General features: G+C 45.9%; 15 protein-coding genes. 13 read left to right on the top strand and 2 right to left on the bottom strand.

The features are described 5' to 3' along the window. Positions 1-7 precede the first annotated feature (7 nt). The 13 genes from V7M78_RS06885 (at position 8) to V7M78_RS06825 (ending at position 17873) form a co-directional block, all read left to right on the top strand. Positions 8-844, top strand: a complete 837-nt coding sequence (locus tag V7M78_RS06885) for a carbohydrate ABC transporter permease (RefSeq protein ID WP_333647764.1) — start codon at positions 8-10, stop codon at positions 842-844. 16 nt (positions 845-860) lie between these two features. Continuing rightward, positions 861-2042, top strand: a complete 1182-nt coding sequence (locus V7M78_RS06880) for a glycoside hydrolase family 88 protein (RefSeq protein WP_333647792.1) — start codon at positions 861-863, stop codon at positions 2040-2042. A gap of 72 nt (positions 2043-2114) precedes the next feature. Further along, positions 2115-3815 (top strand): DUF2264 domain-containing protein, encoded by a 1701-nt coding sequence (locus V7M78_RS06875; RefSeq protein ID WP_333647762.1) that lies wholly within the window; start codon positions 2115-2117, stop codon positions 3813-3815. An 86-nt stretch (positions 3816-3901) separates the two neighbouring features. After that, positions 3902-5680, top strand: a complete 1779-nt coding sequence (locus V7M78_RS06870; protein ID WP_333647760.1) for a sensor histidine kinase — start codon at positions 3902-3904, stop codon at positions 5678-5680. Next, positions 5677-7230 (top strand): response regulator transcription factor, encoded by a 1554-nt coding sequence (locus V7M78_RS06865; protein WP_333647758.1) that lies wholly within the window; start codon positions 5677-5679, stop codon positions 7228-7230. The genes V7M78_RS06870 and V7M78_RS06865 overlap by 4 nt, the downstream gene beginning before the upstream one ends. A gap of 100 nt (positions 7231-7330) precedes the next feature. Then, positions 7331-8692, top strand: a complete 1362-nt coding sequence (locus tag V7M78_RS06860) for an ABC transporter substrate-binding protein (RefSeq protein WP_333647756.1) — start codon at positions 7331-7333, stop codon at positions 8690-8692. A 75-nt stretch (positions 8693-8767) separates the two neighbouring features. Then, entirely contained in the window at positions 8768-9661 is an 894-nt protein-coding gene (locus tag V7M78_RS06855) for a carbohydrate ABC transporter permease (protein WP_333647754.1), read from the top strand. 1 nt (position 9662) lies between these two features. Next, positions 9663-10496, top strand: coding sequence for a carbohydrate ABC transporter permease (locus V7M78_RS06850; RefSeq protein WP_333647752.1), 834 nt, complete (start codon positions 9663-9665; stop codon positions 10494-10496). A gap of 93 nt (positions 10497-10589) precedes the next feature. Then, positions 10590-13616 (top strand): glycoside hydrolase family 2 TIM barrel-domain containing protein, encoded by a 3027-nt coding sequence (locus V7M78_RS06845; RefSeq protein WP_333647750.1) that lies wholly within the window; start codon positions 10590-10592, stop codon positions 13614-13616. Between the two features lie 141 nt (positions 13617-13757). Then, a complete protein-coding gene (locus tag V7M78_RS06840; protein WP_333647748.1) occupies positions 13758-14183 on the top strand; it encodes a GNAT family N-acetyltransferase in 426 nt (141 codons plus the stop codon). 137 nt (positions 14184-14320) lie between these two features. Further along, positions 14321-14695, top strand: a complete 375-nt coding sequence (locus tag V7M78_RS06835) for a desulfoferrodoxin family protein (RefSeq protein ID WP_333647746.1) — start codon at positions 14321-14323, stop codon at positions 14693-14695. 135 nt (positions 14696-14830) lie between these two features. Then, a complete protein-coding gene (locus V7M78_RS06830; protein ID WP_333647744.1) occupies positions 14831-15988 on the top strand; it encodes a DUF4317 domain-containing protein in 1158 nt (385 codons plus the stop codon). 151 nt (positions 15989-16139) lie between these two features. After that, positions 16140-17873, top strand: coding sequence for a restriction endonuclease FokI C-terminal domain-containing protein (locus V7M78_RS06825; RefSeq protein ID WP_333647742.1), 1734 nt, complete (start codon positions 16140-16142; stop codon positions 17871-17873). Positions 17874-17918: 45 nt separating this feature from the next. On the opposite strand, the gene pdaA is transcribed toward V7M78_RS06825, so the two are convergent. Beyond that, the gene (pdaA, locus tag V7M78_RS06820; protein ID WP_333647740.1) at positions 17919-18779 is read right to left on the bottom strand and encodes a delta-lactam-biosynthetic de-N-acetylase; all 861 of its coding nucleotides are present in this window, start codon (positions 18777-18779) and stop codon (positions 17919-17921) included. A 66-nt stretch (positions 18780-18845) separates the two neighbouring features. Continuing rightward, on the bottom strand, positions 18846-19784 hold the full coding sequence (gene arcC / locus V7M78_RS06815) for a carbamate kinase (protein WP_333647738.1): 939 nt from the start codon (positions 19782-19784) through the stop codon (positions 18846-18848). Positions 19785-20195 lie beyond the last annotated feature (411 nt).

Here is a 20195-nt window from a genome sequence, read left to right as displayed (position 1 = left end):
TAAGATTATGAAAGTAAAAAGTACAAATTATAAAATCAACAGATGCCTCCTCTATGCGGTCCTGCTCATCTTGACGGCTATGATGCTGGTGCCCTTTGTATGGATGGTGTCCGCTTCTTTAAAATTGGATAAAGACGTATTCGTATTTCCCATTCAGTGGATACCGGAAAATCCCAGATGGCGGAATTATCTGGATATCTGGGTAAAAATCCCCCTTATGAAATTTGTGACCAATACGGTGAAAATCACTTTTATCGTCACATTTTTACAGCTTTTAACCAGCAGCTTTGCTGCCTATGCCTTTGCAAAGCTGAAATTCAAATATAGAAACACCCTATTTATGGCCTATATCGCAACCATTGCAGTTCCGTGGCAGGTGTACATGGTTCCCCAGTTCATGATGATGAGAAATTTCGGGCTAAATGACTCCCATCTGGCTATTATTTTCCTCCAGGCCTTTTCCGCATTCGGCGTTTTCATGATGCGCCAGTTCTATCAGGGTATTCCCGATGAACTTTGCGAGGCAGCCAGAATCGACGGCATGACCGAATATCAGATTTATTCCAGAATCATGCTTCCCTTGTCAAAACCGGCTCTGTCAACCTTGATGATTTTCACTTTTGTTAATACATGGAATGATTTTTTAGGCCCCTTGATTTATTTAAAGACAGAGGCAAAGAAAACCCTTCAGCTTGGACTGAAAATGTTCATCAGCCAGTACAGCTCGGAATACGGTCTGATCATGGCAGCCTCAGTCCTTTCCTTAATTCCTGTCCTCATCGTATTTTTATCCCTGCAAAAGTATTTTGTAGAGGGAGTTGCAGCAACAGGAGTAAAAGGATAAGAGAGGAGAGAAGATGATGAGTGAAAAAATTGAAACACTTTTAAAGGGAAAACCGGAGCTTTCCGAAGAAAGATGCCGGGAGGCAATGGATTTTGCTGTAAAACAGGTAAAAGAAAACTTAAAGGAATTTACTAACGATTTTAAAAAGGCATACAGCGAAGACGGATTTTATAAGCCTACGCCTAATGTGAACTGGACAACCGGCTTCTGGACCGGGCAGATATGGCTGGCCTATGAATGGAACAAGGATGAACCATTAAAAGAAGCAGGGCTGATTCAGGCAAAAAGCTTTTTAGACCGGATTGAAAATAAAGTGGAGGTAGACCATCACGATATGGGATTTCTCTATTCTACTTCCTGTGTGGCAGCCTATAAGCTGGTGGGAGATGAGACGGGAAAAGAGGCGGCCATTAAGGCGGCAGACCAGTTGATCACCCGTTTTCAGCCGGTAGGAGAATTTATTCAGGCATGGGGCCCTATGAACCAGCCCGAAAATTACCGTTTTATCATTGACTGCCTTTTAAACCTCCCTTTATTATACTGGGCCACTGATGAAACAGGGGATAGGAAATACAGGGATATAGCGGAAAAGCACATTCATACGGCAATTTCCAATGTTATAAGAGAAGATTACTCCACCTGGCATACATTTTTCATGAATATGGAAACCGGCGCACCGGATCATGGGTCAACCTGCCAGGGATACCGGGATGGTTCCGCCTGGGCCAGAGGCCAGGCATGGGGTATCTATGGATGTGCCATGGCATACCGGTATACTAAGAGGCCGGAATATATGGAAGATTTTAAGCATGTGACCGGATATTTCTTAGAGCACCTTCCTTCAGACCTGGTTCCTTACTGGGATCTGGAATTTGGAGAAGGCTCCGGGGAGCCAAGGGATTCTTCTTCTGCATCTATTGCAGCCTGCGGAATGCTGGAAATGGCTAAATATTTAGACAAGGAAGATGCCGCTTATTATACATCCATAGCTGGAAAGATCATGGAATCAGTGGTAGAAAACTACTCGGTAAAGGATTTAAAGGAATCCAACGGACTGGTGCTTCACAGTACTTATTCCAAGAAATCCCCTTACAATACCTGTACTCCGGAAGGGGTGGATGAATGCAACATCTGGGGCGATTACTTTTACATGGAGGCATTGACCAGGCTTTCGACAGACTGGAATCCATACTGGTAATGACCGGAACAATTTGACTAAATTCATTCCATCGGAATTTAATCGGAATAATTCGAAGAGAGGCGAATACAGATGAAACTTGAAACGAAACAGGACTTTCAGAAATGGATGTTCCAGGTATTAGAGCCTTTAAAGCCATTGTACAGCCAAGGGTGTGCCAGGCTCCATTTGGGAGACAGCGGGGTTACCTATCCGGAGGTCAGCATTGAGATGGAAGCTTTTTCCCGGCCTTTATGGGCGTTAGTTCCTTTGTGGCTGGGCGGAGGAAAAGGCTTTGAGGAGATTTACCGGAAGGGACTTGAAAGCGGCACCGACCCGGCTCACCCGGAATACTGGGGCGGCTTTGGAGATTATGACCAAAGGTTTGTAGAAATGGCGGCCATTGCCAGCAGCCTGATTTTTACCCCGGAAAAGCTATGGGAGCCGCTCAGTGAGGAAGGGAAAAAGAATCTGGCAAAATGGCTTTACGGTATTAACGAACATATTATTCCGGACTGCAACTGGCAGTTTTTTATGATATTGGTAAACATTGCGCTCAAAAAGCTGGACTGCCGCTACAGTGAGGAGCGGTTATCCTCAGGTCTTGAAAAAATAGAAAGCTATTACATCGGAGAGGGCTGGTACAGGGATGGCGGTTCCAGTCAGAAGGATTATTACATTTCCTTTGCCCTTCATTACTACGGACTGCTGTATGCCGTTGCCATGGAGGATGAAGACCCGGAACGGTGCCTGAATTTTAAGGAGAGGGCAAAGGTCTTTGCCAGGGACTTTATTTACTGGTTCGATGAAAATGGTTCCGCCCTTCCCTATGGAAGAAGCCTTTCCTATAGGTTTGGTGAAGCGGCGTTCTGGTCAGCCTATGTGTTTGCAGGACTTGACGATATTCCGGCAGGTGTTGTAAAGGGAATTTTAGCCCGTCATTTAAACTGGTGGCTGGAGCAGAAGATATTTGACCGGGATGGAGTCCTGACCATTGGATACGGATATCCCAATCTGATTATGGGAGAGCGCTACAATGCCCCCGGTTCCCCTTACTGGGGAATGAAAACCCTTCTCTGTCTGGGTCTTCCCGATGACCACCCATTCTGGCAGGCAGAGGCAGAGGCGCTGCCAAAGCTGGAATCCGTGAAGACGTTAAAACAGGCGGATATGATTATGCACCGCCATGGAAAAGATGTGGTAGCTTATCCGGCAGGAGTGTGTGAACGGTACGGGCATGGTCATGTACCGGAAAAGTATTCAAAGTTTGCCTATTCCACCCGGTTTGGATTTTCCATTGCCAAAAGCCAGATTGTGCTTCATGAAAATGCTCCTGATTCAGCTCTGGCCTTTGTTCTTGACGGAGATGATTACGTGTTTGTGCGGAAATACAGTGACTCCTATGAGGTCTTTCCTGACAGAGTAGTCAGCAGCTGGCATCCCTTTCCCGGAATTACGGTCACTTCCACGGTTATTCCCAAGGAATACGGCCATTTGAGAATCCATGAAATTCACAGCCAGTATGATTGCTTTGCCTATGACTGCGGCTTTTCCGTGAAGAAATTTACAGAGGGTTATGAACAGAAGGCAGAGGAACATACTGCTTCCGTGTCCCATAAAGGCCAGGTATGCAGGGTATCCGGGGAAGGCCCGGAGGCATCAGGGCTGGTAATTGAGGCTGACCCTAATACGAATGTACTCTATCCCAATGGTTCCATCCCGGCGGTTTCTTACCGTATTAAAAAAGGAGAAACAGTGAGACTGGAGACAAAGGTGGAGAGCTTGATTTTCTAAGAAACTTTTCTAAAAGGCGGCTCGTTGATTTTAAAACTTTTTCGCTGTATAATAGGTTCATAAACCGATGAGGAGGGCGAGAGAAGATGTGGATGAATAAAAAGCAGAATTTAAAGGCTTCTTATTATAACAGCTTCTTTGCCCTCATTGTCATCCCCATTCTTTTAATTATCTTACTGTCCATCCTCATCATCCGGACTATGATGGTAGATTCCGCAGTTTCCAATATCAGGCGCGCCCAGGATAACATCGCTTCTGCCCTTGGGGGAGAGGTAAAGGATGTGTCCCTCCGTTTATCCCATTTCGTATACGTCAATGACAATGAAGTCGTAAAAAATGCAGCTAAAACCAATACAAAGGATTTGGCTGAAAAATACCATTATACCAGAATTCTGACCGAGTCCTTTCACTATGCCATGGTTCCGGTCCAGGACATCCTTTCTGCCGTATTTTACATGAAGGACGGGGATCATACCTACATAAAAGATGACATCACCCTTGGAGAAGATCAATTGAAATCTTCCTCCTGGTATCAGGCGGCTCTGGCAGAGCCCAATACGGTAAAAACAGGCTTTTATGACAGCAGCGTGACCAATTCCAGAAAGAATGCCTACACATTGACCATTGCTGCGGGCCTGTCTCCCGGTATTGATGTGGACAGGGATGGGGTCATAGAGATGGCGACTTTGTTCACCTCTTCCCAGACCGGACGTCTGATCAAGGATTACAATAAGGAACGGCTGCTGGGCACTACCATGATTGCAGACCAGTCAGGAAACGTGATTTTTGACCCGGAAGGCACCATGTCCCTTCTGCCCAGGAATATTTCCTTAGAACAGACAGAGTTCCGGTATCAGGCAAACGGCAGACGGTACATGGGAGTAGTGACCAGGGAACAGGTGACCGGCTTACGAATCATCAGTGTGGTGGCTTATGAAACCCTGACAAGAAGCTTTAACAGGACTGCAGCCGTCATTGTTGTGGTTACCCTTATCCTGTTTGCTCTGTTTTACCGTTTTTCCAGCTATTTCTTAAAAAGCATTATTGACCCTATTCACCATACGGTAGAGGGCATGAAACGGGTAGAAGAGGGAGACCTTTTAGTCCATGTGGAGCCAAAGGGCCAGTCAGAACTGCGGTTGATGATTCATTCCTTTAACCGGATGACAAGACGGCTGAAACAACTGATACAGGAAAACGAAGTGCAGCAGCAGAAAAAGCACGAAGCGGAAATCAGGGCGCTTCAGTCCCAGATTAATCCCCATTTTCTGGTGAATTCTTTAAACTCCATCCGGTTCATTGCACAGATGTCAAAGTATGAATCCATTGCCCGCATGGCAGAGGCCCTGATTAAAATATTGTCCTGCTCCTTCCGAAGCAGCGGAGGGTTCTACTCCTTAAAAGAGGAGCTGGAAATTTTAGACGGCTATATCTATTTGATGAAAATCCGCTATTCCGATGGATTTGAAATAAAGTATGACATAGAGGAAGCCTGTCTTTCCTGCCTTGTCCCCCGGCTTATCTTACAGCCAGTGGTGGAGAATTCCATTGTCCATGGCTTTAGCGGCCTTATGGATGAAATGGGAACCATCTGGCTGACAGCCCGCAAGGAGGGAGCTTTTCTTTCTGTTGAAATCCGGGATAACGGAAAGGGCATGTCTGAAGAAGACATCCGCCGGATCATGAGCGGAGAAGAGAAAGAGGAAGGACAAAAGGATTATGTGAGCATTGGCATCACCAACGTGAAAACCAGGCTGAGCCTCAACTATGGAAAAAACTGCGGATTTGAGATGGAAAGCGGGGAGGGGCGGTATACGAGAACCTCTATCCGCATTCCTGTAAGAAAGGAGCCGGGAGACTTATGAGAAATGTCCTGATTGTGGATGACGACACCATTGTCCGGATCACCCTCCGTTCTCTGATCAACTGGGAAGAAATGGGATATCACATTGCTGCTGACGCCATCCATGGACAGCAGGCCCTGGAATACATAAGGAGTCATCCTGTGGACCTGGTAATTACCGATATGAAAATGCCGGTCATGGATGGAATCGGGCTTTTGGAAGAGTTAAGCCGTTTGAAACACATGCCTGCAGTTCTGGTTTTAAGCGGATATGACGATTTTAAGCTGGTTCGTGATGCTTTCCGGCTGGGAGCCTGTGACTACATGTTAAAGGCCGGCTTGACAGAAGAGACCCTTATATCCATGTTAAAACGGGTGGATGAAGAGGTCTTTCAAAACCGCGTCCAGGAAGTAAAAGAAGAGGAGATATCTGCCATAAAAATCCCCGATTCCGTTGTTCTTGCAGATATGGCTGTTGGAAAGCGGCCTCTTGAGGAATCTTTTTTCCAGCAGGAATATCTGGTGGTCCAGTTTGAAATAGAGGATTTCCATAAGGCATCAGCCCGCTTTGGAGAGGATTTTGAAGAAGAACTGATAAAACCTATGCTGGAGCTGGCGGGCCAGATTCCCAGAGTGGCTTCCCGCTGCATCCTTGGGGCAGCAGCCCCTTCCCGCTATGTGATGCTGTACCGCATCACCGATCCTCAGCAGTATAAGGAAAATTCGGTTTCAGCCTGCAGACAGCTATGCAATGTGTGGAAGCATTTTATGAACCTGTCTGTTTCCGCGGGAATCAGCAGTCCCGGAAAGGGAGCCGGGGATTTTCTGGACCGGTTTGAAGAGGCCGGGGAGAGGCTACGGCTTAAATGCTTAAAAGGAAAGGGAAAGATATGTGATCCATGGGAAAAAGCTGTGGTTTCCTTTGAAGAAGTCCGCCAGACCGGACAGGAGTACAAAAGGCTTATAAAGGGGCTGATGGTGGGGGATGAACTGGCTATGGGGCTGGAGAAAAAACAGCTCTTTTCAAAGCTTTATAAAATGGAGTTAAAGGAAGCTGAAAGGGTCTGTCTCTGTATCGTCTGCAGCATAGCCTGGCAGCTTTCGGACAACCACGACGATATCAGTGCCCTGTTTGTGGAAGAAGTCAATTACTATGAGAAAATAGGCCGGCTGGAGGAGATGAGAAGCCTGGAATTGTGGCTGAACAATTTCTTTCGCTGGATCATGGATTACAATGCCCATCAGACAGACCGGAGACAGGCGGATATGATGATCCGGGCGAAGCGGTTCATTATGGACAATTACGCCAATCCGGAGCTGACCTTAAAAAGTGTGGCAGACTTTGTAGGCCTGAATGAAAAATATTTCAGCACCAGGTTTACAAAGGAAGAAGGACTGACTTTCAGCAATTATCTGACAGAGACCCGCATCCGCAAGGCAAGGGAGCTGATGGAAACAACGGATTTAAAGATCTATGAAATCAGCCAGAGTGTGGGCTACAACAGCGTGGAGCATTTCACCAGAGTGTTTAAAAAGCAGTGCGGAATCAGTCCGGGCGGATACAGAAAGTAAAAACCTGACGAAACATCAAGTTTTCAAACCATATCTCATGGAGAAGACTGTTTTGAAATGATACTATAATATCATCAAAACAAGGGAGGTATTACAAAATATGAGAAAACGAATGTTTGCTTTAGGACTTTGTGCGGCAATGGCAGTGGGGACATTGGCCGGCTGTTCTTCTTCCCAGGGAACATCAGCAACAACTGCAAAGAGCCAGGAAGAGGCGCCCTCAGAGACAGGAAGAACAGAGGCAAAAGAAGAACTGGAAGGCAGCCTGGTATTTGCCATCTGGGATAACAACCTGATGGATTATATTGATGAAAATGATATGGTTGGGAAATTTCAGGAAAAGTATCCCAATGCAGATATAGAAGTGGAAAAGATCAAGGACGACTCCGAATACTGGAATGCCATGAAGATGAGAACTTCGGCAAACCAGCTTCCTGACGTTATGTTCAACAAGCCATTTACCTTATCCAGATTTAAAGATTATCTTCTGGACTTATCCGATCTGGAAGCTTCAAAAAACAATGAACTGGCTTCCGGCTATGCCATGGATGGCAAGGTTCTGGGCGTTCCTATGACAGCCGGATACGAATACGTTTATTACTGGAAGGATATGTTTAAGGAAGCGGGCGTAGAGGTTCCCACCACCTGGGAAGAACTTGAAACAACAGCCCAGACCCTTCAGGATTATTACGGCAAAAATGACCCGGATTTTATGGCAATTGCCCTTGGCGCAAAAGATGAATGGCCGGATTATCCCTATATGGAATTTATGCCTGCACTTCAGGGCGGCAACGGCCAGAACTGGAATGACATGGCAAAGGCAGACGCTCCCTTTGCAGAGGGAACGGACATTAACAAAGCCTATAATAAGGTATATAACTTGTTCAGCAAGGATGTATTCGGCAAAGATCCTCTGGGCATGGGAAATGATCAGGTAACGTCCTTATTTGCACAGAAGAAAGCAGCCATCATTGCACTGGGAGACTGGGGCCTTCAGAATATTCAAAACGGCACTGACGATATTTCAGAGCTGGGCACCTTCTACCTTCCGGTAAGAGATTCCAAAAACGATCCCTTCCGCGTCATCGTTCAGGGCGATTCTTTTATGGGAGTGACCACTCACAGCAAGAATCCGGAGCTGGCAAAGGCATTTGTGGAATGGTTCTACAGTGAAGACTGGTATCCGGGATACATCAACTATGTGACCAGTGCCTCCTCTATGACCAACTTCCCTAAGGAAAAGGATCCCATTCTGGCCCAGGCAGATGAGCAGCAGCCGGATAAGGAACTGGTTATGTATGACGGCGGCGGAGACGATTTCCAGGCAATCCAGAATGAAATCGCATTTGATTACAAGAAGCTGGGTTCTCAGATGTTTACCGACGGATTTGATCTTAAGGCAGAACTGGATGGGCTCAATACAAAATGGGCAGAAGCCAGAACAAAGCTGGGAATTAAATAAACAAAACAGGAGAGGGGACAGGGTGATGGAAGCCCTGTCCCCTTTTCACCCAAGAACTTGAATCAGGAGGTATCTATGAATTCACTGGAAAAACAGAAAAAAAGGTTTATTGTATGTTCCCTTGTGGTTCCCATGGCTTTGCTCATCGGGTTTGTGATGTTTCCGGCCTTTGATTTAATCCGCATGAGCTTTACAAACTGGGATGGGTATTCCCAAACTTATGATGCCATTGGCTTCGGCAATTATACTGCCATGCTCCGCAATAAGGACCTATGGCTGTCTCTGCGCAACAATGCGGTATATTTTTTCGGGCATCTGATCTTTATTCCCGTAGAGCTGCTGTTTGCTGTTTTGCTGACTTCCAGGCTCAGAGCGGCAAAATTCTACAAGACCATGGTTTTTATGCCATATATCATCAACGGAGTGGCTATTTCCTACGCCTTTTCCTATTTCTTTTCTCCTATTAACGGGGCCTTTGATGGGATTTTGACCATGTTTCATTTGGAGGGATTTATCAGGAACTGGCTGTCAGATCCGAAACTGGTCAACTTTGTTCTGACCTTTGTTTCTCTTTGGAGGTTTTCCGGGTATCATGTCATTCTCTTTATGGCAGCCCTCCAATCCCTCCCTCAGGATGTGCAGGAGGCTGCCAGAGTGGACGGCGCAGGGGCCTGGCAGATGTTCCGCTATATTCAGATTCCCTCCATTATGCTCATGGTGGATTTTGTCCTCTTTGATAACATCCGGGGCGCTCTCCAGGTATTTGATATCCCTTACGTCATGACCAGCGGAGGGCCGGGATATGCTTCCTCCACCTTTACCCTCTATACCATTGATACAGCCTTTAAATACAGCAACTTTGGCCTTGCTTCCACCATGGCGGTGGCGATTATGGTCATGATCGTTGTCATTTATCTGATCCAGAACAAGATCATCCATGGAGTCATTTTGAAAGGAGGGGGAAAATAAGATGAAACAACGTACAATGGAACAGGGCTTCAAACAGCTTCTTTGTATAGGGATGGTTCTGGTGGTTCTGGCCCCCATTCTTCTGACTCTGTTTGCAGGCTTTAAGTCAAAGGCGGATATGGTGAACACCTCGCCCCTGCTTTTGCCGCCTATGGAAAGAATAACCTTCCAGAACTTTGAAAAGGTGCTGGGAGATAAATATTTGCTGATTGGTTTTAAAAATACAGGTATCATACTGGCAGTCAGCATTCTGTTTAATGTATTGTTCGGAACCATAACCGCATTTATTCTGGAACGTTTTGAGTTTAAGCTTAAAAAGCTGATTATGGGTCTTTTTTTCCTGGGCATGCTGATTCCCAGCTTTGTGACGGAAATTGCCAGATTTAAGGTCATCAACAGCATGGGACTTTACAATACCTTGGGAGCACCCATTGTGATTTATGTGGCATCAGACTTAATGCAGCTTTATATTTACCGGCAGTTCATTTCCACCCTTCCGGTGTCCCTTGATGAAAGTGCTCTTTTGGATGGCTGTTCCTATTTTGGCCTGTTTACCAGGATCATTTTCCCTCTGTTAGCGCCTGCCACTGCTACGGTGGTGATTATCAAGGCCATCACCATTATTAATGACATGTATATTCCATACCTGTATATGCCAAAGAACAGGCTGCGTACCCTGACCACCTTTTTAATGAATTATGCCAATGCCCAGCAAGGGTCCTGGCAGAAGCTGGCGGCAGGAATCATTATTATCATGCTGCCCACTATTCTGATTTATCTCTTTTTCCAGAAATACATTCTGGCAGGGATTGCAGCAGGAGCCGTAAAGGAATAAAAGATACAGGAAATCGTAAAAAATGCAATGGATTCTCTCTCCGGGGTCGCTTATAATGAACCCAGGGTATTATATAGAAGGAGGTTTCTTTCAATGGAACAGAAAACCGCAAAACTGGAATGGCTGGAAGATCCCCGGGTCTTTGCAGTAAACCGCCTGCCAGCCCATTCCGACCACTGTTATTATGAAACAGAAGCAGAAGCTTTAAAGGGAATCATGGGACTTCGCCAGTCCTTAAACGGAACCTGGAAATTTTCCTATGCAGAAAATCCCGGGGAGCGGAAGGAGTATTTCTATGAAAAAGATTTTAATCCGGACGGCTTTGGTGCCATAGAGGTTCCCGGCCACATAGAGCTTCAGGGCTACGGCCAATGCCAGTACATTAACACCATGTATCCCTGGGATGGTCTGTCTGATATCAGGCCCCCTCACATAGACTGGCAGAACAATCCGGTGGGCAGCTATATCAGGGAATTTGAAGTGGAAGAGCTCTTAAAAGGAAAACGGCTGTTCCTGTCCTTTCAGGGAGTGGAAACGGCCTTTTATGTCTGGCTTAACGGAACCTTTATAGGGTATTCCGAGGACTCCTTCACGCCCTCTGAATTTGAGATTACGGATGCTGTTTTGACGGGAACCAACCGCCTTGCAGTAGAGGTTTATAAAAGAAGCAGCGCAAGCTGGATCGAGGATCAGGACTTTTTCCGGTTTTCCGGGATTTTCCGTGATGTATATTTATATGCAATTCCGGAGTGCCATGTAGAAGATTTGTTCATCCACGGAGATGTGTCTGAAGATTATAAAGATGGCCTGTTCCGGGCTGTTCTGACCCTTTCCGGGGAAACAAGGGGGAGTATTGGTGCTGTCTTAAAGGATGGAGCCGGAGATATTTCCGCCTCATGGGACTCAGTTCCTGCAAATAAGGAAGTGGAATTTTCCTGCCGCATTTCTGATGCCCGTTTATGGAGCGGCGAAGATCCTTACCGGTATGAATTTACTGTCACCTTCTATGATGAACAGGGAAATGTAAAGGAAATCATTCTCCAGAAAATGGGCTTTCGCCGTTTTGAGCTGAAAGACGGCCTGATGTGCTTAAATGGAAAGAGAGTGGTGTTCCGGGGAATCAACCGCCATGAATTTAATGTGAGAAGGGGCCGTTCCATTACAAAAGAGGATATGATATGGGACATCCAATTCATGAAACGCCACAACATCAATGCGGTCAGAACCTGTCATTATCCCGATCAGAGCTTATGGTATGAGCTTTGCGATGAATATGGAATTTACCTTATAGATGAGGCGAATTTAGAGAGTCACGGTTCCTGGCAGAAAATGGGTGCATGTGAGCCTTCTTGGAATGTGCCGGGAAGCCTGCCTCAGTGGAAGGACTGTGTGGTGGACCGGGCCAAGTCCATGGTGGAACGTGATAAGAACCATCCCAGCATCCTGATCTGGTCCTGCGGAAACGAATCTTATGCAGGAGAGGATATTCTGGCGATGTCGGAATTTTTTAAAGAACGGGACCCTTCCAGACTGGTTCATTATGAAGGCGTGTTCTGGAACCGGGAATTTGACCAGATCAGCGACATGGAAAGCCGGATGTATGCCAAGCCTGCCGAGGCGGAGGAATATTTAAAAAATAACCCGGTCAAGCCTTATGTCCTCTGTGAATACATGCATGCCATGGGAAATTCTCTTGGAGGGATGAAAAAGTACACAGATCTGGAAGACAGGTACCAGATGTACCAGGGCGGATTTATCTGGGATTATATTGATCAGTCTTTGATGAAAAAGGATGCTTATGGCGGGGAACATATGACCTATGGCGGAGATTTCGGCGACAGGCCCACGGATTACAGCTTCTGCGGAAACGGAATTGTCTATGCAGACAGAACCATTTCTCCCAAAGCTCAGGAGGTCAAATATCTGTATCAGGATATCCGTCTGACACCTGATTTTGGGGGAGTATCCATAGAAAACAGAAGATTATTTACTGACACCTCGGATATAGAATTTGTCTATTCAGTTTTAAAAGATGGGGAGCCGGTTTATCAAAAGAAGTTTAATGCCTTGGTAAAGCCTCTGGAAACAGGGTATGAATCCCTTTCCATTCCTGATTTTACAGAGCCGGGAGAATATGTCCTCCAGGTTTCAGCCCTTCTTAAAAACGATACCTTGTGGGCTGAGGCCGGTTATGAGGTGGCCTTTGGCGAGGCGGTTAAGTCAGTGGAAGGACAGCCGGAAAAATGCTGTGAAAAGCCTTTGACAATTGTTTACGGTGATGTAAACATCGGTGTTATGGGAGATGGCTTCCGTGTACTGTTTTCCAGGCAGGAGGGCAGTATGGTTTCTCTCGTCTATGACGGAAAAGAGTGGCTGGGAAGGCCCCTGATGCCGGTTTACTGGAGGGCAACAACGGATAACGACAAGGGAAATAAGTTTTCAGTGAAAAGCGCCCTTTGGTTTGGAGTAGGCAGGTTCCCTTATTACAGCAATGAAAATTGTGAGGTGGAAGAGAAAGATGGACGGGTAAAGGTGACCTATACCTATGAGCTTTCTACAGTTCCCAAAGCAGTAACAGAGGTTTCCTATGAAGTGGATGGAAATGGTGCCATTGAAGTGAGAGCCCTGTTTAAAGGGCAGCAGGGGCTGCCGGAGCTTCCGGCCTTTGGCATGAGGCTTATTACACCGGAAGCTGCCAAAAAGTTCACCTGGTATGGAAGGGGACCGGAGGAGAATTACTGCGACAGGAATGAAGGGGCCAGGCTGGGGATTTATGAGGATACCCCTGATAACAACTTGTCCCGCTATCTGGTGCCTCAGGAGTGCGGCAACAGGACAGGGGTCCGGTGGCTTAAGGTATCAGATATGAAAGGCCATTCCATCGGTTTTCGTGCTTCCTCCCAGCCCTTTGATGCTTCTGTTCTTCCCTATACGGCGGAGGAATTGGAGCCGGCCACCCACCGGGAAGAGCTTCCTGCTCCCAGGTATACTGTGGTAAATATTTTAGGTGCCATGAGAGGCGTAGGCGGAGATGACAGCTGGGGAGCACCGGTTTATCCGGAGTACTGTGTAAGCGGGGAAAAAGAGATCGTAACGGAATTTATAATTGAAAGAATGTAATAAAGCCTGACAAAAGCCAATCATATTAGACTTGACGCAGCCTTCATAAAATTTTAGAATAGATAAATAAGTCCTCCTTGGCGGACATTCCTTGCGGGTGAGATGTTTAAGGAGGATATATCTATACTTTGGAGGTTTGATATGAAAACAAATGAAATTGAAGTGCGGGCTGGCTTAGAACATATGGATTTTGAAAGAGTAACGGAAATGCTGTCCTGTGCGGAGTGGAGCAAAGGGATAGGAATGGACGAAGTTAAGCAGGGAGCTTCCAATGCAGCCCTGGTTGTAGGAGCATTTCATGAAAATGTTCAGGTTGGATATGCCAGGGCAATATCTGACAAGACCAGATTCGCTTATATTTCAGATGTGTATGTAGATGACCGTTTCCGGCACATGGGAATAGCCAAGAAGATGGTAGCTCATCTGTTATCCCATGACTCTTTAAAAGACGTATATCAATGGGTATTAAAGACCGAGGTGGAAGGAGTCTATGAATCCATGGGATTTACCCCTGTTTCAAAGCCTGAAAGATGGCTGGAAATAAGGAAAGAGCGGCCGAAGCGCTAAGGGCCATTCATTCTATAATGATTACAATTTTGTCAAAATAGCGGTATAAAGTTGGAATATATTGTAAAATAACAGAATTTGTGATATACTTGACTCGTAATTAATCTGGGGTCAGAAAGAAATTAGGAGGTATTCACATGAAGTTTTTAAAATGTAAACATTGCGGAAACATTGTAGCAGTTGTGGAAGAAAAAGGCGGCGTAATTACTTGCTGCGGAGAACCAATGGGAGAAATGATAGCCAATACAACCGATGGGGCAACAGAAAAGCACGTTCCTGTCATTGAAATCGACGGACAGAATGTGAAAGTTACCGTAGGTTCTGTAGAGCATCCAATGGTTCCTGAGCACTTTATTGGCTGGATCGCATTAGAGACCAAGCAGGGCAATCAGAGAAAGGTACTGGATCCAGGAGATAAGCCGGTTGCTGAATTCGTTCTTTGCGAAGACGATGAGGTTCTTGCTGCATATGAATACTGTAATCTTCACGGATTATGGAAGGCAGAGAAATAAAGAAAAGAAGAGTGGAAAGCTCACAGGCCGTAAGGTTTGTGAGCTTTTTAAAGCCATTGCCTGTTCTTGACTTCTGCCGGAATTTGTTCTAGTATTAAACAGAAATGCAACCTTAAGACAGGAGAATGTTGTAAGATGAACAAAAAAGAAGCCAATGAAATAAAGAAACTTTTTACTCCGACGGGATGTGCCATAACCCGGATCTGCGGCTGTTATGTGGATGCGGAAAAGAATAAGAGAACAGAGCTGAAAGAAGCGTTTTTATCTCTTCCGGAGGAAGAGGCGTTTAAATATTTTACCATTTTCAGAAACGGACTGTCAGGAACCATCGGAAAGAATATGATCAATATGGAATTTCCTTTACATACAGAGGCAGAAGGAGGAACCCAGGAGTTTCTTTTAAAGCTTCGGGATAGCCAGTTAAAGGACGACGCCCTGATTGAAGAGTTTTATGACAAGGTGATCGCCGGTTATGATTACGGTGAAAATTATTATATTATCCTGAACCATTGTGCCTATGACATTCCTGCCAAATCCACCGATGGAATTGAAATGTTTGATGCTTCTGATTTTGTTTATGAATTCATCCAATGCACCATTTGCCCTGTCAAGCTGTCAAAGGCCGGTCTTTGCTACAATTCAGAGACCAATGCCATTGAAAACCGCAGCAGGGATTGGCTGGTGGAAGCACCGGACACCGGCTTTTTATTCCCGGCATTTACGGACCGGAACACAGACATCCACAGCCTTTTGTTCTATTCAAAAAATCCGGAACAAATGCCGGAGCGCCTGATCGATGAACTGCTGGGCTGTATTATCCCTATGTCTGCTAAAAGCCAGAAGGAGATATTTCAGGCCATTGTGGAAGAAACTTTGGGAGAAAACTGTGACTTTGAAACAGTCAAGAATCTTCATGAAAATATAAATGAGATATTGGAAGAGACAAAGGATGAGCCAGCTCCCTTTACTCTGGATCAGTACCAGATGAAAAGGCTTCTGGAAAACAATGGAGCCAGCCAGGAAAAGCTGGAGGAATTTGACCAGCGTTTTGGAGATGGAGAAGAAGGGCAAAAGACCGCTTTTATCGCTTCTAATGTGGTCAATACTAAAAGTTTTGAGATTAAAACCCCTGATGTGAGCATAAAGGTGTCACCGGATAAGACTCATCTGGTGGAAAACCGGATGATCGACGGACGTCCATGTATTGTAATCGGCATCAGTGAACATGTGGAAATCAACGGCATTACCGTAAGGCCTATCGGAGCGGAAAGAACGATGGAGCTGGAAGAGTAAAAAACTTCGGGTTTTAAGATGCAGGCTGGAAGAGATATAGACCGGAACAAAGATGCAGGCTGGAAGAGATACAGACCGGAACAAAGATGCAGGCCGGAACAGAGCTACAGACTGAAACAAAGATGCAAGCTTGAACAGAAAGGAAATGACAGTGGCAGACAGAACATTTGGCTGGATACAGGAGGCCTATACTCTGGGAAATTTAAAAAATGTGGTATCCGTATTCGTACCGGATTCAGAAATCAACCGGACCCTGCGCCTGGATAAAATCCCCAGGCTCATATCGGAAAAGGATGGGAGAGACGAATTTATACGGGAATTAAGCGGTACGGAAATTGTCATTCCATATATCCATCTGAAGGGAAAGGGGAGGCCAGCAGGCCATACCAGAAGCAGCGCCCCCTGTTCCGGGATTATTCAGGCAGTTCTGCCGGGGCAGAGGAAGGAATACCAGAGCGATTGGCCTGCCGACTCTTTTTTAAGGTGGGCAGTCAGCATCGGTTTTCTGGATTATGACCGGGATAAGGATGTCTGTTTTCTGTCTCCCTTAGGCTTTCAGTACGCCCAGGCGCTGCCGGAAAGCGAAGAGGAGAAGGAAGTATTAAAGACTGCTCTTCTTTCTTATCCCCCCGTGTGCAGGGTACTGTCTCTTTTAGGCGAAGAAGGCCACCTGACCAAGTTTGAAATCGGAGCCAGGCTGGGATTCATCGGAGAGGCCGGCTTCACCTCCATTCCCCAGCCCATGATCCTTCAGGGCTTAGAGGAAGCAAAAACCAGGGAAGAGAAGGCAAAACTTCTCCAGGATACGGAAGGAACCAGCGACAAATACGTCCGCACCATATGCAGCTGGCTCATACAGATGGGCTGGGTCAATAAGGTGGAAAAAGAAGTAACAGCCCGCATTGGAAGCCGGATTTATACCGGAATTATCCCTCAATCCTATCAATTGACCTTAAAAGGAAGAACTATTTTAAAGCACGTCAAGGGAATTTCAAGATTTCCCAGGCTTCCCAAACGGGTCATGTGGGATATGCTGGCGACCAAGGCAGGAGACCGGGATTATCTGCGCAGTCGGAGAGCCCATATCTTAACATATCTGGAGGGGACCTGCCGTTCTGTGGAGAAGGTGAAGGCATATTTAAAAGAGGCGGGCATGGAGGAAGAGGCGGAAACCATTCTCGATGACATACGAAGCTTTGAACATATTGGCCTAAATGTGAAAAAGAGCGGGGATACCTACGGAATTATGGATGAAATAACAGGGCTTGAGCTGCCTTGTACAGACAAGGGATCGGTTCCTGTAAAATCAGAGGTATCCATATGCAAGGATTACTTAAGAACTCATCTCACTCATATAGACCATAAGTATCTGGTGCTTCTGGACTTAGGCTATGACGGCAATTCAGACCGGGACTACGAAATACAGACAGCCCAGCTTTTAACGGCAGAACTGGATTTTCAGGGAGCCAGGCTGGGGGATACCAGGAAGCCGGATGTCTGTGTTTATTATGGGAAAGACGGGCTGATTATTGACAATAAGGCTTATGGAAAGGGCTATTCCCTTCCCATCAAGCAGGCCGATGAAATGTACCGCTATATAGAAGAAAACAAAGCCCGCAATGAAATGCTCAATCCAAACAAGTGGTGGGAGATCTTTGACGAATCTGTGACCCGTTATCACTTTGCTTTTATCTCCGGGGCATTTACAGGGGGATTTAAGGACAGGCTGAACAATATTTCCATGCGCTCCGAAATCTGCGGGGCAGTCATCAACTCCATGAACCTTCTTTTAATGGCAGAGGAACTGAAATCCGGACGTCTGGGCTATGAGGAGTGCTTTGCCCTGTTTGACTGCAATGACGAAATTTCATTTGACAGCCCATAAAAAAATGAGATAAACCCAAAATCCAGGGCTTATCTCATTTTCATTTTACTGGGAAGTGACCAGATCATCTAAAGATTTAAACTGGTATCCCATTTCCTCCCACTTGGTCAGGAGCTCATCAAGCACCTGGGCATTGGTTCTGGAGGTGCTGTGGAGTAGTACAATGGCTCCGGGATGGATTCTTCCGATCAGCTTTTTAAAGGCTTCCTCCTTTGACGGCTGCTTATCCACGTACCAGTCCACATAAGCAAGGCTCCAGAAAAAGGTTTTATATCCCATATCTTTTGCCATCTGCAAATTGGTCTCACTGTATTTTCCCTGAGGAGGGCGGTAGTATTTCTTCATGGGCTGCCCCGTGGTCTGTTCAAACAGGCTTTCCAAATCCTTCAATTCCTTTTCAAAGGCTTCCTTTGAAGAAATTTTGGACATATCCGGGTGATGGAAGGTGTGGTTGCCTACGATGTGGCCTTCGTCAACCATCCGCTTGATCAGTTCAGGGGAGGTTTCTATGTAATTTCCTACCACGAAAAAGGCTGCCGTGGCATTGTGCTTTTTCAGTGCATCCAGAATGGCGGCAGTGTTTCCGTTTTCATATCCTGCATCAAAGGTCAGATAGAGGACTTTATCGGGCGTTTTTTCCGCATAGAAGGCATCGAACTGCCGTAAATAGTCCATGGTCGCATTTGCCACAGGCGGCTGTCCCTCCTGCTGGAAACTCAATCCCCAGTTTCCTTCTGCAGCCGTTTCCACGGCCTTGTAATGTCCGGTTATCATAGCAGTGAGATGCCCGGCCAAAAATGCGCAGAGAAAGAGGAGAAATACTTTAATCCCATATTTTCCTGCATCAGGGGAGACAGACAAGTTTCTGATCTTTTCTGCAAATTTGAATTTTTGCAAAAATTTCATATTTTTGACTCCGTTATATCATTTGTTTCAAGATATGAGTCTTGTGTCTGTCCCTATTCAAAAAGGTTATGATTCCCTGATGGTAGTTCCTGCCTGCCCTTCCAGACTGGCCTTTGCCTTTTCTAAAGAAGTAATAATAGCCTTCCGGTTTCTGCCGTAGAGAAGAAAATCTGCGGCAGCTTCAATTTTCGGAAGCATGGAGGCAAACTCAAACTGTCCAGCCTCTATATAGGCTTTGGCTTCCTCTAAATTCATAGAGCTGATAGCCTGTTCCTCTGTTGTTCCAAAGTTTAAGGTGACGTTATCAACGCTGGTGAGGATCATCAGAACATCAGCGTCAATTTCCTTCGCCAAAAGCCCGGCAGCCCGGTCCTTTTCAATGATTGCGCTGGCCCCCTTTAAGTGATATCCCTGTTCCATAACAGGAATACCGCCCCCGCCGCAGGCAATGACGATCTGGTCTGCATCCATAACCGCTTTTATGATATCAATTTCCACAATAGCCACTGGTTTTGGAGAAGCCACTACCCGCTGAAACCCTTTCCCGGGGATTTCCTCCACATAATTTCCTTTTTCTTCCTCTGCCTTAGCATCTTCTTCTGACATGAGGCGGCCCACCGGCTTCATAGGAGTGTAGAAAGCTTCATCGTAAGGATTTACCATCATCTGAGTCAGAATCGTAGCCACCGGCTTATAAATACCACGTTTCATAAGCTCAGTGCGAATGCCGTTTTGAAGGTCATAACCAATATAGCCCTGGCTCATGGCAGAGCAGACAGACATAGGAGCAGAAGTATAACCGTCATGAAGTTTTCCAAACTCATTCATAGCCGTATGAATCATGCCCACCTGAGGAGCATTGCTATGAGTAATAGCCACCTGCCAGCCGGCTTCAATAAAATCAGCAATCACCTTAGCCGTTTCAGCCACTCTTTTTTTCTGTTCCGGAAGATTAGTCCCCAAAGCCCGATGCCCCAACGCCAAAACAATCCGCCTTTTCGCCATATCAGTCACCTCTCGTATTCGTAGATTATTGAGTAAAAGTATAAGAATATTATATAATTGAGAGGTAAAAATAGCAATAGGATTTGTTAGAAGGAGGAGATAAGAAAAAATTTAGAAATATTTAGGTGTATTTAAGTAAATTTAAGTAGATATCTTAGAGGGGGGAGGGTATAATGTTCATACAAGCAATGAGCAGTGCGAATCAGAAAGTGGAAGCTTTTTTTCGTTGTGCTCGCACATAAGAAAAAAAGCTTCCACTTTCTGATTCATAGGGCGAACGCCCGTGAGCGCTCAAATCCGTAGGATTTGAGCGCTGCACTGCGGACTAGCACACCGCACAAAAAAATCAGCAAGCGGACACCCAGCCTCCCGCACCGCATACAAAAAACCACCCCCAAAGAAAAAAAAGAA

It is taken from the genome of Lacrimispora sp. (assembly GCF_036758025.1).
Lineage (GTDB): Bacteria > Bacillota > Clostridia > Lachnospirales > Lachnospiraceae > Lacrimispora.
Note: the sequence above shows the minus strand (reverse complement) of the source record. Positions and strands in the feature narration are given on the sequence as shown.

Excerpts from the sequence above, each read along its gene's own strand:
- V7M78_RS06885 (WP_333647764.1), top strand. The coding sequence starts at position 8 with ATGAAAGTAAAAAGTACAAATTATAAAATCAACAGATGCCTCCTCTAT.
- V7M78_RS06880 (WP_333647792.1), top strand. The coding sequence starts at position 861 with ATGAGTGAAAAAATTGAAACACTTTTAAAGGGAAAACCGGAGCTTTCC.
- V7M78_RS06875 (WP_333647762.1), top strand. The coding sequence starts at position 2,115 with ATGAAACTTGAAACGAAACAGGACTTTCAGAAATGGATGTTCCAGGTA.
- V7M78_RS06870 (WP_333647760.1), top strand. The coding sequence starts at position 3,902 with ATGTGGATGAATAAAAAGCAGAATTTAAAGGCTTCTTATTATAACAGC.
- V7M78_RS06865 (WP_333647758.1), top strand. The coding sequence starts at position 5,677 with ATGAGAAATGTCCTGATTGTGGATGACGACACCATTGTCCGGATCACC.
- V7M78_RS06860 (WP_333647756.1), top strand. The coding sequence starts at position 7,331 with ATGAGAAAACGAATGTTTGCTTTAGGACTTTGTGCGGCAATGGCAGTG.
- V7M78_RS06855 (WP_333647754.1), top strand. The coding sequence starts at position 8,768 with ATGAATTCACTGGAAAAACAGAAAAAAAGGTTTATTGTATGTTCCCTT.
- V7M78_RS06850 (WP_333647752.1), top strand. The coding sequence starts at position 9,663 with ATGAAACAACGTACAATGGAACAGGGCTTCAAACAGCTTCTTTGTATA.
- V7M78_RS06845 (WP_333647750.1), top strand. The coding sequence starts at position 10,590 with ATGGAACAGAAAACCGCAAAACTGGAATGGCTGGAAGATCCCCGGGTC.
- V7M78_RS06840 (WP_333647748.1), top strand. The coding sequence starts at position 13,758 with ATGAAAACAAATGAAATTGAAGTGCGGGCTGGCTTAGAACATATGGAT.
- V7M78_RS06835 (WP_333647746.1), top strand. The coding sequence starts at position 14,321 with ATGAAGTTTTTAAAATGTAAACATTGCGGAAACATTGTAGCAGTTGTG.
- V7M78_RS06830 (WP_333647744.1), top strand. The coding sequence starts at position 14,831 with ATGAACAAAAAAGAAGCCAATGAAATAAAGAAACTTTTTACTCCGACG.
- pdaA (WP_333647740.1), bottom strand. The coding sequence starts at position 18,779 with ATGAAATTTTTGCAAAAATTCAAATTTGCAGAAAAGATCAGAAACTTG.
- arcC (WP_333647738.1), bottom strand. The coding sequence starts at position 19,784 with ATGGCGAAAAGGCGGATTGTTTTGGCGTTGGGGCATCGGGCTTTGGGG.